The 14,159-nt window shown below is 45.0% G+C and carries 15 protein-coding genes; 11 read left to right on the top strand and 4 right to left on the bottom strand.

Annotated elements, in window-relative coordinates; all coding sequences use genetic code 11:
- Window positions 1-15 precede the first annotated feature (15 nt).
- Window positions 16-1,971, top strand: coding sequence for an EAL domain-containing protein (locus tag ACMXYV_RS05860; RefSeq protein WP_415890833.1), 1,956 nt, complete (start codon window positions 16-18; stop codon window positions 1,969-1,971).
- 74 nt (window positions 1,972-2,045) lie between these two features.
- Here the strand turns inward: ACMXYV_RS05860 and ACMXYV_RS05855 are convergent, their stop codons facing one another.
- Together ACMXYV_RS05855 and tusA are read right to left on the bottom strand one after the other, a co-directional pair.
- Entirely contained in the window at window positions 2,046-2,591 is a 546-nt protein-coding gene (locus ACMXYV_RS05855) for a ProQ/FINO family protein (RefSeq protein ID WP_415890832.1), read from the bottom strand.
- Window positions 2,591-2,830, bottom strand: a complete 240-nt coding sequence (gene tusA / locus ACMXYV_RS05850) for a sulfurtransferase TusA (protein ID WP_415890831.1) — start codon at window positions 2,828-2,830, stop codon at window positions 2,591-2,593. The genes ACMXYV_RS05855 and tusA overlap by 1 nt, the downstream gene beginning before the upstream one ends.
- Window positions 2,831-2,980: 150 nt before the next feature.
- Here tusA and ACMXYV_RS05845 point away from each other — a divergent pair, with 150 nt between their 5' ends.
- Window positions 2,981-3,262 carry an antibiotic biosynthesis monooxygenase family protein gene (locus ACMXYV_RS05845; RefSeq protein WP_415890830.1) on the top strand — a complete coding sequence of 94 codons (282 nt, stop codon included), beginning with the start codon at window positions 2,981-2,983 and terminating at the stop codon, window positions 3,260-3,262.
- A 31-nt stretch (window positions 3,263-3,293) separates the two neighbouring features.
- On the opposite strand, the gene rlmM is transcribed toward ACMXYV_RS05845, so the two are convergent.
- Both rlmM and ACMXYV_RS05835 read right to left on the bottom strand, forming a co-directional pair.
- Complete coding sequence (rlmM, locus tag ACMXYV_RS05840) at window positions 3,294-4,361, bottom strand: 23S rRNA (cytidine(2498)-2'-O)-methyltransferase RlmM (RefSeq protein ID WP_415890829.1); 1,068 nt, start codon at window positions 4,359-4,361, stop codon at window positions 3,294-3,296.
- Window positions 4,358-4,960: an alpha/beta family hydrolase gene (locus ACMXYV_RS05835; RefSeq protein WP_415890828.1), complete on the bottom strand. Its 603-nt coding sequence runs from the start codon at window positions 4,958-4,960 to the stop codon at window positions 4,358-4,360. Before ACMXYV_RS05835 ends, rlmM begins: the two co-directional genes overlap by 4 nt.
- 371 nt (window positions 4,961-5,331) lie before the next feature.
- On the opposite strand from ACMXYV_RS05835, the gene ccoN reads away from it, so the two are divergent.
- The 9 genes from ccoN (at window position 5,332) to ACMXYV_RS05790 (ending at window position 14,120) form a co-directional block, all read left to right on the top strand.
- A complete protein-coding gene (gene ccoN / locus ACMXYV_RS05830) occupies window positions 5,332-6,762 on the top strand; it encodes a cytochrome-c oxidase, cbb3-type subunit I (protein WP_415890827.1) in 1,431 nt (476 codons plus the stop codon).
- 23 nt (window positions 6,763-6,785) lie between these two features.
- On the top strand, window positions 6,786-7,403 hold the full coding sequence (gene ccoO, locus ACMXYV_RS05825; protein ID WP_415884648.1) for a cytochrome-c oxidase, cbb3-type subunit II: 618 nt from the start codon (window positions 6,786-6,788) through the stop codon (window positions 7,401-7,403).
- A 6-nt stretch (window positions 7,404-7,409) separates the two neighbouring features.
- On the top strand, window positions 7,410-7,607 hold the full coding sequence (locus tag ACMXYV_RS05820) for a cbb3-type cytochrome oxidase subunit 3 (RefSeq protein ID WP_415884065.1): 198 nt from the start codon (window positions 7,410-7,412) through the stop codon (window positions 7,605-7,607).
- The gene (gene ccoP / locus ACMXYV_RS05815) at window positions 7,604-8,497 is read left to right on the top strand and encodes a cytochrome-c oxidase, cbb3-type subunit III (protein WP_415890826.1); all 894 of its coding nucleotides are present in this window, start codon (window positions 7,604-7,606) and stop codon (window positions 8,495-8,497) included. The genes ACMXYV_RS05820 and ccoP overlap by 4 nt, the downstream gene beginning before the upstream one ends.
- Before the next feature lie 152 nt (window positions 8,498-8,649).
- Entirely contained in the window at window positions 8,650-10,071 is a 1,422-nt protein-coding gene (gene ccoG, locus ACMXYV_RS05810) for a cytochrome c oxidase accessory protein CcoG (protein WP_415891425.1), read from the top strand.
- A gap of 126 nt (window positions 10,072-10,197) precedes the next feature.
- Window positions 10,198-10,722, top strand: a complete 525-nt coding sequence (locus tag ACMXYV_RS05805; RefSeq protein WP_415890825.1) for a FixH family protein — start codon at window positions 10,198-10,200, stop codon at window positions 10,720-10,722.
- Window positions 10,719-13,235, top strand: coding sequence for a heavy metal translocating P-type ATPase (locus ACMXYV_RS05800; protein ID WP_415890824.1), 2,517 nt, complete (start codon window positions 10,719-10,721; stop codon window positions 13,233-13,235). The genes ACMXYV_RS05805 and ACMXYV_RS05800 overlap by 4 nt, the downstream gene beginning before the upstream one ends.
- A 32-nt stretch (window positions 13,236-13,267) precedes the next feature.
- Window positions 13,268-13,462 (top strand): cbb3-type cytochrome oxidase assembly protein CcoS, encoded by a 195-nt coding sequence (ccoS, locus tag ACMXYV_RS05795; RefSeq protein ID WP_415884061.1) that lies wholly within the window; start codon window positions 13,268-13,270, stop codon window positions 13,460-13,462.
- The gene (locus ACMXYV_RS05790; protein ID WP_415890823.1) at window positions 13,455-14,120 is read left to right on the top strand and encodes a sulfite exporter TauE/SafE family protein; all 666 of its coding nucleotides are present in this window, start codon (window positions 13,455-13,457) and stop codon (window positions 14,118-14,120) included. The genes ccoS and ACMXYV_RS05790 overlap by 8 nt, the downstream gene beginning before the upstream one ends.
- Window positions 14,121-14,159 lie beyond the last annotated feature (39 nt).

The raw sequence follows: 14,159 nt of genomic DNA, 5'->3' as shown, positions 1-14,159 counted from the left end.
TGAGGAGTATCTATTATGTCACTGGTTAACCAACTTATCGCCGCGATTTTTGCGGTACTTATAGGTTTGGTTTCTGGCACCCTTTACATAATGTCAGAAAGCTCGCGTTCTGTTCTTCAGGATCAACTGGAGTCACATGCGCAGGATTCTGCCACCCATTTAGGCCTTTACCTTGCCCCTTATATGGCTGAAAACGATAGTGCAACTATCGAAACAGCCGTCAACGCTATTTTTGACAGCGGTTTCTACCAGCGCATTATCGTAACCAATGCAGATGAAGAAATTCTATTCGAGAAAAAAACTAAAGAAACCATCAGCGAAGAAGTACCTGAGTGGTTCAGGTCAATGGTGCAGATAACACCGCCCTCTATGTTCAGGGAAGTAACTCACCAGTGGCAACAAGTGGGTAAAATCTACGTACAAAGTAGCGCTGGCTATGCTTACGATAAGCTTTGGAAGGGCGCACAAGATAGTATCATCCTGTTTATCTCTTTATCTATTCTATGCCTACTCGCTATTAGCTCATTGATTAGATATTTGCTAAGACCATTACACTCCGTAGAACAGCAAGCTATCGCTCTGTCTGAAAAGCGCTATCTAGAGCAAGAAAAGTTACCGGGCACACGTGAACTTAAGCGTGTAGTACAAGCAATGAACCGCATGGTTAAGCAAGTACAGGTAATGTTCGATGAGCAAGCCCGCAATATTGAAGAGCTACGTAGAAACGCCTACCAAGACAGCTTAACGGGCCTATCAAATCAGCGTGCGACGGAAGCGCAATTAGCTGAACGCCTTGATTACCGTAAAGATTTTGGTAGAGGCACTCTATTTAATATCCACCTATGCAACCTGCAGGAGACTAACCAGCAGATAGGTATGGATAAAACCAACAATTTGTTGAAACACTTAGCCAGCCATCTAGAAGACTTTGCACGCGGATCTGATCAGAGCGTACTTGGTCGTGTGACCGGCGCAGACTTCATACTGCTGGTTAATACAATCGACACCGACCAGTTGAAACTCAAACTGGAACAACTTGATCAGGAAAGTCGGAAACACCTTACACAGCTAATGGGCGAAGATATCGAAGGCTCAATAATCAGTATCGGTAGCTGCGAATGTAACGATGAAAGCAACAGTAGCCAGCTTCTATCTGAAGCTCGCATAGCGAGTAATGAAGCAGAGAAATCAAATGTACTGTGGAAACAGTTCAACACTTCAGAAAAAACCGCCGCTCAACCGCAGCAATCCGACTGGAAACAACACGTTGCTAACGCGATCAATCAGCGCCAAATCTTTTTACAGATTCAAAGCGTGTTTAGCAAAAAGCCGGGCTCAATGCCGATCCAGGATGAGATCTTTGCACGTATTCTTAATCAGGATAACCAACCCGCTTCAGCCGGTGAGTTCATCAGCGTTGTAAAAGAGCTTGGTTTAATGCCTGAGATGGACCGAGCTGTAATCGAACTAGCGCTAGAACAACATGAGAAGATCGCCTGCCCGCTGACTATAAATTTGAGCCATGAGGCTGTGAGCAGTGAAAACTTTAGAACATGGTTACTTGATAAGCTAAAAACTATAAGCCCAAGCGTTAAAGTTCTGTTCGAACTGGATGAAACCAGCGTACTGAACAATATTGAAGGCATTCTAGAGTTCCGTAAGGCTCTAAAATCTATTGGTGCAGAGTTTGGTGTCGACCATTTCGGCATACACCCTAGCGGCTTCTCTTACCTTTACTCAATCCAACCTGATTACATTAAGATTGACGGTTCTCTGATCCGCAATATCGATCAGAATGATGAAGACCGCTTCTTTGTTAGCAGCCTTATAAGCGTAGCTCACAGCCTTGAGATCAAAGCCTACGCGGAACACGTAGAGAGAGAAAGTCAGCTACAAACCCTTGAAGCGCTGAATGTGGACGGTAGCCAAGGTTACCTTCACGGTACACCAAAACCCTTAAGTAAAGCTTAGGGGCTTGGTAAGCATATTCCAAACATAAAAAAACGGCGGTATATACCGCCGTTTTTTTGTATCTACTGTAGGACTTACTTACGACCTACCAGCATTTCGAGCTTTTTGCTCATACGCTCTTCACGCTCTTGCTCTTTGCGCTTTTCCTGACGTACTTTGTTTATCTCTTTCAGCTTACCTTTCGCGTGATCTGACTCTTCTTTAGTCACAACGCCAGCAGGCTCACCGTTGATATCGATACGCTCAGCGCCTTCACGCAGGGAACGGTAGTAGTTCAACGAACGAACATAGCTCGCAAGAGCACGTTTGATTTTGTTCTTAGCGACTTTTTCGTCAGCAACAAGATCTTCCTGAATGCCTATTTTTAGAGGCCTAACGTTTTTACGATCAAAGGTTTTAGGATACGCTTCCATCAACTGCTGCAGAGCAGCCATATTTGCAGCACGGTTTTTGGATTTCGCCTTTGGCGTTTTGTTTACTACGTCATTCACCTGGTTAGCCTCTGATTGGAAAACTTGCTTTGACTGAGTCAAATTCGCCTCCGCTGTATCCAGCATATTTTCCAATTGATCAATTAATTGCCTAGTTTTAGTACTTATCTGCTCAACATCCACAGACATCATTCACCCTTACGAATGTAATACCCGTAAAGGTCCTCTTCCACATACTGCTCAACCAATTCATGTCCTAAAAACGTACAGAACTTAGGAATATCACGCTGAGTGGAAGGGTCAGTTGCCAAAATATGCAGCACTTCCCCTGCCAGCATATCTCTAACATGATTATGCAACATCATAACAGGCTCAGGGCAGTATAGGCCCTTTGCATCAAGAATATGGTCGGCTTTGATGTCCGTCATGTTTTATCTCTTGCAGAAAGATGCGTATTGTCTCAAATTACCCATGACAGCAAAAGTCATTTAATCAGTAATTAAGCAACTAAAGTCGCTTTTAAAATAAAAATAATCCATTCTATATGTGTGGAACGTAGTTTTAGATGGAGAGATCATATGATTCGAGTACTTATCGAACGACATATTGCCGATGACTTAGGCGCACACTATGAAAAAGCTGCACGAGAAACGCTACAATTAGCGATGCAAGCGCACGGCTTTATTTCTGGCGAGGCACTGAAAAACACCAGAGATCCAAACCACCGTTTAGTCGTAGCAAACTACCGAACCTTACAAGACTGGCAGCGCTGGTCGACATCATCAGAACGCCAGGAAATGATGGCGACAATTAACCCCATGCTGGAAACAGAAGAAAAAGTCACCGTTTTCGAACACTAAGTTGCTGAACTGCCATCTTAACGCTGTATTTCTATAGCACTCTAAGGTGGCAGGTTATCTCTTCACGGTCGTGATAAAGGTGTTTAGCCGATAACTCATAAGCTAAGCCTTCCTGCATAAACCTTTCAGCAATCAGATTTAAACAAGATACAACCTCTTGATAACGCTGCTTCATTGGTAGTTTCAGATTGAAGATAGCCTCATCACACCAACCGTTGATCACCCAATCCGCTGCCATTCCCGCAGTTTTAATCGGTTTATCGACTACATCACACACCATCATATTAACAGGCTGCGCTGGTATAAATTTATAAGCGTCTTCTTGAACATGGGTCACTTGCCCAGATTCCATCAACTGATCTTGCATCGGCCCATTATCAACGGCAGTAACAAACATACTGCGCTGAACCAACTGCCAGGTCCAACCACCTGGTGCAGCCCCCAGATCAACTGCTGTTGAACCGTGAGGGATTCGCTGATCCCAATCATCACGTGGAATAAACCAGTGCCATGCCTCTTCCAATTTCAACGTTGAGCGACTTGGTGCTTTTTTGGGGAATTTCAGTCGTGGGACACCTAATGGCCAAGGCGCTGAATTATTCACAGGCGCATAACCCACAAACATTTCACTGCCAGACAATACGAACAGCAACAAACGATTACCTTTACTATTCGCTTTCTTCTTTAAGCGTCCGCTTTTACGTAGCTTTTGCGCCAAAGCCGAACTGAACTTCTTCGAAAATGTCGCCAACTCACGACCATCTGTTGTATCAGGGTATTCTGCCCAGAGATCAGTACAATCAGGAAAATCATCAAGAATTAGTTGTAGCTGCGAAATGCGATCATCCCGTTCTAATTCCTGACAATCACCGCAAATCATCCACTGCCTTACAAAAATCAGACTATTAAAATCAATTTCATTTACAGCCCGCTCAGCATCACCTGGAGTTTGTAAATGAAACTCTACATAACCCTGACCAGACTCTAAGGTGCAGTATCCGTATAGACCGATAGTAGAGCACTGATCAGTAATCTCCCCTGCGACCTCTTTCTCGAAGCCTGAACGACACTGTAAAACCAGTCGATTAAAGTATGTCAATTTAACTGTTTCCCGATAATCTGAGCGATATGGTCCATATGCTGAATTTGCGTATAACCTGAAGCCTTACGCGGTTTGATGTCATGATCACCATCCTCAAACCAATGCACATGAACAGATGGCGGCAAATTGTACTCTGTAACTTCAGGAAGTGAACCCATTGGATCCCTTTCACCTTGAAATATATATAAAGGCTTCGACAAATCCTTCAAATGATCAACACGTAACGAATCTGGCTTTCCACGTGGATGAAAAGGATAACCGAAAACAAATCCGGCACTTACGGCTGGATGACTCAGTAGCATTGAAGCAGCCCGCCCCCCCATAGATTTACCCGCCAAATAAAGAGGCTGCTCATCCATTGCTTGCTCATCTATAAACTGCGTAAAGTACTCCAGCAATTTAGGCATTCTATCTGGCGGACGTCGCTTGCCTGTTTCCCGAATTGTCTGCATATAAGGAAACTCGAAGCGCACAACCTGTAAACCCAGCTTAGCTAAACGCACTGCCATATCTTGCATAAACTCACTATCCATCGGTGCACCTGCACCATGCGCAAATATCACTTTCCCCACTATTGGATCACCATCGATTAACACAAAGAGCCCCTAAATCAGTTTAAAAAATGAGTTTTACCGCCGTTTCAAAGTTGACTTGAATCAACAAACGCTGAGAAAAGCCTTTCTGTGCAGCACAAAATGCGACGTTTTTTACGACAGAAAACGCCAAAATTATATCTCTTTTTAAAACAAAGGATTACAACCTATAAAAAATATTCCTTATATTTCATTAAGTTAAAAAACACCCCAACCTTAAAGTATCAAGCAAACAATACCTAGGTAGAAATTTCGCAGCTGCGACAAAATGCCTCATTGAATGACCTAAACACATTGAAAATAAGGCCTTATTCCAAGATAATTGCCTGCGAAACTCAAAATTTCCATAAATAGCTTGTTGATGAGAGCCTGACATGAGCACAGCAACTGAACACCCCACCTACAATTATAAAGTGGTGCGCCAGTTCGCCATCATGACAGTAATTTGGGGTATCGTCGGTATGACCGTCGGTGTCCTAATTGCTGCACAGTTGGTTTGGCCAGCACTAAACTTTGATACAGCGTGGTTGACTTACGGTCGTCTACGTCCACTGCACACTAACGCAGTTATCTTTGCATTCGGCGGCTGTGCCCTGTTTGCAACGTCTTACTATGTAGTTCAACGCACCAGCCAACGCCGCCTGATCTCTGATGGCCTTGCAGCGTTTACATTCTGGGGCTGGCAAGCAGTTATCCTTGCAGCAGCAATTACTCTGCCGCTAGGTCTAACTTCTTCCAAAGAATATGCTGAGCTAGAATGGCCAATCGACCTGCTAATCACTATCGTGTGGGTTGCATACGCTATTGTATTCCTAGGTACTGTGAAGATGCGTAAGACATCTCACATCTACGTAGGTAACTGGTTCTACATGGCATTCATCATCACTGTAGCTGTTCTACACATCGTAAACAGCATGGCTATCCCTGTTTCTATGTGGAAGTCATACTCCATCTACTCCGGTACTGTAGATGCGATGATCCAGTGGTGGTACGGTCATAACGCTGTAGGTTTCTTCCTGACAGCTGGCTTCCTAGGTATGATGTACTACTTCGTACCAAAACAAGCTGAACGTCCAATCTACTCTTACCGTCTATCTATCGTTCACTTCTGGGCGTTGATCGCGACATACATCTGGGCTGGTGGTCACCACCTTCACTACACAGCGCTTCCTGACTGGACTCAGTCTGTAGCGATGGTAATGTCTCTGATCCTTCTTGCTCCATCTTGGGGTGGTATGATCAACGGTATGATGACTCTATCCGGTGCTTGGCATAAGCTTCGCACGGATCCAGTTCTTCGCTTCCTTGTTGTATCTCTTTCCTTCTACGGTATGTCTACGTTCGAAGGTCCAATGATGTCTATTAAGACAGTAAACGCGCTGTCTCACTACACTGACTGGACTGTTGGTCACGTACACGCTGGTGCATTGGGTTGGGTTGCAATGATCTCTATCGGTGCGGTTTACCACATGATCCCTCGCCTATTCGGTAAAGCTCAGATGTACAGCGTTGGTCTTATCAACACTCACTTCTGGCTAGCTACAGTAGGTACGGTTCTATACATCTGCGCGATGTGGGTTAACGGTATTCTACAGGGCCTAATGTGGCGTGCAGTTAACGCTGACGGTACGTTGACTTACAGCTTCGTAGAAGCACTAGAAGCTTCTCACCCTGGTTACTTTGTTCGTTGGTTGGGCGGTGTATTCTTCCTAACTGGTATGATTCTGATGGCCTACAACACTTGGCAGACTGTTCGTAAAGGCAGCACTGCACCAGAAGCTCAAGCTTCTGCACAGGCAGCTTAAGGTCATAGGAGCAGATAGAAATGATCAAACACGAAACGATAGAAAAGAACATTGGCCTGATGATTCTGCTTATCATCATCGTAATCAGCGGTGGTGGCCTAGCAGAGATCGTTCCTCTGTTCTTCCAAACTTCTACTACTAAGCCAATTGAAGGCCTACGTACTTACACTCCGCTTGAGTTTGAAGGCCGTGACATCTACATCCGTGAAGGTTGTAACACTTGTCACAGTCAGATGATCCGTCCTTTCCGTGCTGAAACGGAACGTTACGGTCACTTCTCAACTGCGAATGAGCACGTTTGGGAGCACCCATTCCTATGGGGTTCTAAGCGTACAGGTCCAGACCTAGCTCGTGTAGGCGGTCGTTACTCTGATGATTGGCACCGCGCTCACTTGTACAACCCTCGTGACGTTGTACCTGAGTCTAAGATGCCTTCTTACCCATGGTTGTTTGAAAACAAACTAACCGGTGCAGACACAGCTAAGAAGCTTGAAGCACAACGCGCTGTCGGTGTTCCTTTCACTGACGAACAGATCGCAAATGCCCAGAAAGAAGTTCAGGGTAAATACGAGATCGATGCCGTTGTAGCTTACCTGCAGGCACTGGGTAAAATGCATTCTGAATACACGAACAAGCGGTAGTAACGCGTGAGTTACGAAGTTTATGGTCCTTATATACCGGTAATCATGCTGATTACGTTCTTGGCGCTATTTGTTTGGGTACTTAACCCAAAAAATAAAGACAAGTACGACGATGCAGCCAATATGCCTCTGAACGAACCTGACGAGGCAGACGAGATGAAACCGGACAATACCGAGGCCAGTGACGGGAGAATTGAAAAATGAGTGCTTTTTGGAGCGCATGGGTAGCGGTGATTACCCTAGCTGTGATTCTTGGTTGTGCTTGGCTGCTGATTGCTACTCGCAAAAGCCAACCGCACCAAGATACAACTGAAGAAACTTTAGGCCATGAATTTGATGGCATTGCTGAATACGATAATCCTCTGCCAAAGTGGTGGTTCCAGATGTTTATGGGCACCGTTGTTTTCGGCATCGTTTATCTTATTCTGTACCCAGGCTTAGGTAGCTTTCCAGGTGTTTTAAACTGGACTTCTACTGGCCAGTGGGAAGAAGAGATGGCTCACGCTGAAAAGACGTACCAGCCAATCTTTGCTGAGTTTGCAGCTAAGTCTGCAGAAGAGCTACAACACCCGGACAACGCTCTAGGCCTAAAAATGGGTCAGCGTATGTTTGCGAACAACTGCTCTCTATGCCACGGCACAGCAGCAACTGGTGCACACGGCTTCCCTAACCTAACGGACAACGATTGGTTGTACGGTGGTGATGAGAAGACAATCAAAGCATCTATTGCTAACGGTCGTAACGGCGGCATGCCACCTTGGGGCGCTGTACTTGGCGAAGAAGGCGTACGTGATGTAACTAACTACGTACTATCTCTAAGCGGTGCAGAAGCTGATGCTGAAGGCGCAGCTCGCGGTAAAGGTCAATTCCAAGCGCTATGTACTGCTTGTCACGGTACTGACGGTAAAGGTCTACCTATCCTAGGTGCACCTAACCTAACTGATGACATCTGGTTGTACGGTGGTAGCTTCGAGAAAGTGGCTCACTCTATCCGTGTTGGTCGTAATGGTGTAATGCCAGCTCATAAAGACCTACTAAGCGATGAGAAGATTCACCTGATCACTGCATATGTTTACAGCCTATCTAAAAAGTAATTAGATAGTTGAACTAAAATAAAGGCGATATGATGTAGATCATGTCGCCTTTTTTTTTGAGGATCTATTATAATATTCAACTTTGCTAATACATGGTGAGCGTATTAGTTCTGCTGAGTTTAACTTTCACTGGTGAGTATGTGAGCAACGATATGAATCAGATACCGGTTCAAGATGTCACACCCAAGAGCAAGAAAAAATCCCAAGAGTACGATCTATATGCCAAACGAGAGCATATTTATGTAAAGAACTATAAAGGTATCTTTAAAACCTTACGCCAAGCCTCTAGCTTTATCATGCTATTGATGTTCTTTGGCTTCTCATGGATCACATGGGATGGCAGACAGGCAGTTTTGTTTGACCTGCCCAACCGACAATTCCATGTATTTGGTAGCACCTTCTGGCCGCAAGACTTTATGTTACTGTCTTGGCTCCTAATCATTCTTGCCTTTGCCCTCTTCTTCTTTACTGTGTTTGCCGGTCGATTATGGTGTGGCTATGCTTGCCCGCAATTCGTTTGGACCTGGATCTATATTTGGATAGAGAACTTCACCGAAGGTGATCGCAACAAGCGAATGAAACTTGATAAATCCAAAGGCTGGAGCAAAGAAAAATTAGCTAGGAAAAGCGCTAAACACTTTTTATGGATCGCTTTCTCTATCATTTCCGCTGTTGCTTTCGTCGGTTATTTCACTCCGATTCGCGAGCTTATCCCAAGCATCTTTAGCTTCGAACTAGGCCCTTGGGAGATGTGGTGGCTAGGCTTTCTCGCTGTAGCGACTTATGGCAACGCTGGCTGGTTACGTGAGCAGGTATGTATCTATATGTGTCCTTACGCTCGTTTCCAATCGGTTATGTTCGACCAAGACACGCTGATTATTTCTTACGATGAGAAACGCGGTGAAAGTCGAGGTAAACGTAAAAAAGGCTCAGACTACAAAGCCGAAGGCTTAGGCGACTGCATTGATTGCTATAACTGTGTTTATGTTTGCCCAGTAGGAATCGATATCCGTGACGGTCTACAGTATGAGTGTGTCGCTTGTGGAGCTTGTGTTGATGCCTGCGACGACATTATGGAACGTGTTGGTTACGAAAAAGGCCTTGTGCGCTATACAACTGAGCATCAGCTAGAAGGCAACAAAACGCATATTATGCGCCCTAAACTAATCGGTTACTTTGTCGTTCTTTGTGCAATGTGTGTCGTTTTTGCGTACACCGTTTATAGCCGAATTCCGTTAGAAGTCGATATTCTTCGGGATCGAGGGCAGCTATATAACGAAGTCACTTCCGGAGTCATCGAGAACGTATACACCCTAAAACTTGCCAATAAAGAGCAAGTTGACCATCGCTATACTATATCTGTCACAGGTCTTGAAGGCCTTGAATATATTGGAAAATCTGAAGTCACTATCAATGCAGGTGAACTGATCGATCTGCCAATTAGATTAAATATCAAGAAAAAATACCTAAGCAAAGCCAATAACAATATCACCTTCAAAGTGATAGCAACGGACAATTCCGACATTGTCATTGAAGAGGAAAACCGCTTTATTGGTCCTGCACCTAAGCGCTAGGTCAAAAGAAGGGTCGATTAGAATAAATTCTAGGCCCCTTCTTTTAGAAATAAGGTAGAATAGCTGTCGGTCTGAAACTGGGTGTTCCAGTTTTGGATACGACAGTTTTTTTTTGGGTATTGATACATGAGTGACAGCGACAACAACATCCCCGGCCCATGGTACAAACAACCTTGGCTTTGGTTTATTTTATCTCCAATTATTGCCGTAGTTTTTTACGGAACTTTTTACCTTTACCTTTCCATCGTTACACATGACGGCTTGGTAAAAGATGACTACTACAAAGTCGCCCGTGGCCATTTTGTAGATAAAAGTCAGTCTCAAGAAGCGATCGACCTTGGCGTTAGCGGTCAGTTAAATCTCGATAATACAACTGGCGACCTAATGCTGAAATTCAAGAGCGAAGGCGGTTACCTTCCAGAGTTCCTAAATCTCAGTATCATTCACCCTACCCACCAACAATACGATCAGAATATTCTGCTTAAGCAAGTTCCTGGTACTGAAGCCTATACAGGTAGTTTAAAGAGCCTGCTTCAAGGTAAGCGCTATCTGATCCTGAAGGATGAAGCCCGCAACTGGAATCTACGTGCAGAGGCACATCCACCTTACGATCAGAACACTATTGAGTTTAAACCTGCCCACGAACAATGAGCAGCAATCCTAACTCAGTAAAGTCTGCTGACTGTTACCACTGCGGCCTTACTATCCCCCCGGGTAGTAACTACAGCGCTGTAATTAACGGTGAAAGCAGAGATATGTGTTGTCCAGGCTGCCAAGCAGTCGCACAAACTATTGTAGATAGTGGCTTGGACAATTATTACAAACATCGAACTGAAGCAGCCTACTCGCCGGAGCTGAACACCAAGGACCTTCCGGAAACACTGCTTCTAGAACTTGAGCTTTACGATGACGAAAATGTGCAAAGCAATTTCGTCAAAGCCAATGAATCCAGTGCTGAAGCAACGTTGGTTATCGAAGGCATTACCTGCGCAGCTTGCGTATGGTTATTAGATCACCATATCAGTAATATCGAGGGCGTAAGTAAAGCTAAGGTCAACCTGACCAATCACCGCGCTCGTATCACTTGGGATAAATCCCAAGCCAAACTCAGCAAAATAATGGCTGAAATTTACCGAATTGGTTATCAAGCACACCCTTACCACCCAGACAAAGAAGAGCAGCTCTTAGAACAAGAACGTAAACGTGCGACTCGCCGTTTAGGTGTTGCCGGCATTGGCATGATGCAAACAATGATGTTTGCTATCGCACTTTATGGCGGTGCTCTACAGGGCATGGAAGATAAGTATGTCAGCTTTATCCGCTGGGCTAGTTTAGTCATTGCGACCCCTGTCATCCTTTATTCTGCACGTCCTTTCTTTATCGCAGCGCTAAGGGACCTGAAAACTCGACACCTAACAATGGACTTTCCTGTTTCCATCGCGATAGGGGGAGCTTATTTAGCCAGTGTTTGGGCAACCATTACGAATAGCGGTGAAGTCTATTACGACTCAGTGACTATGTTTACCTTCTTCCTATTGATTGGCCGCTATCTAGAAATGCAGGCCCGCCATAGAACAGGTAAAGCCGGTAACGCGCTCCTCAATTTATTACCGGCAAGTGCTATCAAACTAGTCGATAATGAGGAGCAATTAGTACCCGCTCAAGAGCTAAAGTTAGACGATATTGTATTGGTAAAACCGGGTCATACGATCCCTGCTGATGGCATTATTATTGCCGGAAGCAGCTCGGTTGATGAAGCAGCACTGACCGGTGAATATCTTCCTATTCGTAAAGATATCGATGATAAGGTTGTTGGCGGCACGATTAACGTTGAAAACCCGATCACGATTAAAATCACTCAGGTCGGCGACGAAACCAAATTATCAGCCATTGTTCGCCTGCTAGATCGCGCTCAAGAAGATAAACCTAAAGTTGCTCAGATTGCCGATAAAGTTGCTAGCTATTTTGTAGCGGCTGTCTTAGTCACCGCAACCGTTGTAGCGACAGGCTGGTATTTCGTTGAACCGGCTCATGCATTCTGGATAACCCTATCAGTACTGGTAGTGACTTGTCCTTGTGCCCTGTCGTTGGCTACTCCGACAGCTCTAACTGCAGCCACAGGTACACTGCGCCAAAACGGTTTATTGATTACCCGAGGCCATGTTCTGGAAAGCCTTTCGACGGCAACTCATGTTGTTTTCGATAAAACAGGCACGCTAACCGAGGGCAATCTAAGTCTTCAGGAAGTAGTTCCTCTAGCAGATCATGATCAAGACGCCTGTACTAAGTTTGCTGCAGCGCTAGAGAAGCATAGTGAACACCCAATTGCACAAGCGTTCCATGATCAGCACGGTGATCTGGTAGCAACCGAGATCAAAGCGACGCTAGGTCAAGGCATCGAAGGTGTGATCGATAATCAGCGATACCGTATTGGTAAACCTGATTACGCTAGCGAGATTCTAAGGCAAAGTCAGCCATCACTACCTGAAACAAGTGGGCAATGGTTGCTTCTATGTAATGAAACTCAAGCGCTTGCTTGGTTCCGCCTCAATGACCAGATTCGCCGTGAAGCCAAACAAACGATAGAGATTCTCCACTCGATGGGGCTTAGCTGTGAGATGCTGACAGGCGATAACTCTTCAGCGGTAGCAGAAGTAGCGAGTCACCTCGGCATAGATACTGCAATCTCTGGCGTATCTCCTGCTGAGAAACTTGCTCATGTTAATAAACTACAAGAAGAAGGCGCTCATGTAATTATGGTGGGTGACGGTATTAACGATATCCCTGTACTTGCAGGTGCACAGACGTCTATCGCTATGGGCGGTGCTTCTGATCTTGCAAAAACTAATGCGGATGGCGTACTGATCAGCCACGATCTATCGCGTCTAGCAGATGGCATTTTGCTAGCGAGAAAGACTCAAAGAATTATTAAGCAGAACTTAGCTTGGTCACTTTGCTATAACCTAAGTGCCTTACCATTAGCTGCCTTTGGTTTTATTGCACCATACATGGCTGCGATCGGTATGTCGGCAAGTTCATTGGTTGTTGTCGGTAATGCGATGCGCCTGAACAAATTAACCCGAGGTTCTGCCCATTCTCATGACAGAGATCAGGATACCCGGTCGGCTAAGCCTGACGCGGTTATGCAAAATCAGGTAGAATAAGCACATTTGAAAAATAGGGTTATGTAGTTTCAATGGATATAATTTTCCTGCTGATCCCCATTGCCATCTTGTTAATTGGCTTTGCGATTTGGGCTTTCTTCTGGAACGTTAACAACGGCCAGTACGACGATCTAGACAGCCCTGCACATAGCATTCTCTATGATGATGACGAAGATCTGATTCCAGATGATGCAAAAGTAAAACCGACTGACAAAGGCAATGACTGAAGCACTTGTCATACCTACAGCATTCTTATTAGGTTTGCTTGGTGGTACACATTGTTTAGGTATGTGCGGTGGCATTGCTGCCACCGTCTCCCTTAGTTCCCCTAAGGGCGGTCAAGGCTTCCTACTTCTACTCGGCTATAACTCTGGACGTATTATTAGCTATGCAACTGCAGGCGCAATTTTAGGCAGCCTTAGTTGGTTGTTAACCGACCCTGTACTGCAACTAGTACTTCGCAGTTTTGCCGGATTGATGCTGATTTTCATGGGACTATACATTGCCCAGTGGTGGAAAGGTTTAACCCACCTAGAAAGAGCAGGCGGTGTGCTGTGGAAACAAATTAGTCCCGCTGCTAGTAAGCTTCTACCGGTTAGAAATATCGGACAAGCGATCATGCTAGGTGGACTATGGGGTTGGCTGCCATGCGGCTTGGTTTATAGCACTTTAATTTGGGCTTCAGCAGCATCCGACTGGCAGACGAGCGCACAGTTAATGGCTGCGTTTGGCTTAGGTACCTTACCCGCCATGCTATTAACCGGTGTACTGGCCCAACAAGTTAAACAAATTCTTCAGAAACGCCTGACTCAACATATTTCGGGCGCAATCATTATTGGAATGGGCTTATACAGCATCCCATGGTTGGGAATATTCCAACAATAACTGAACACATTTTTCGCAAGAAACTGATTACAGAGGAAC

This window comes from Neptuniibacter sp. SY11_33, from assembly GCF_047778025.1.
GTDB lineage: Bacteria > Pseudomonadota > Gammaproteobacteria > Pseudomonadales > Balneatricaceae > Neptuniibacter.
This window is presented reverse-complemented; position numbering and strand designations above follow the sequence as displayed.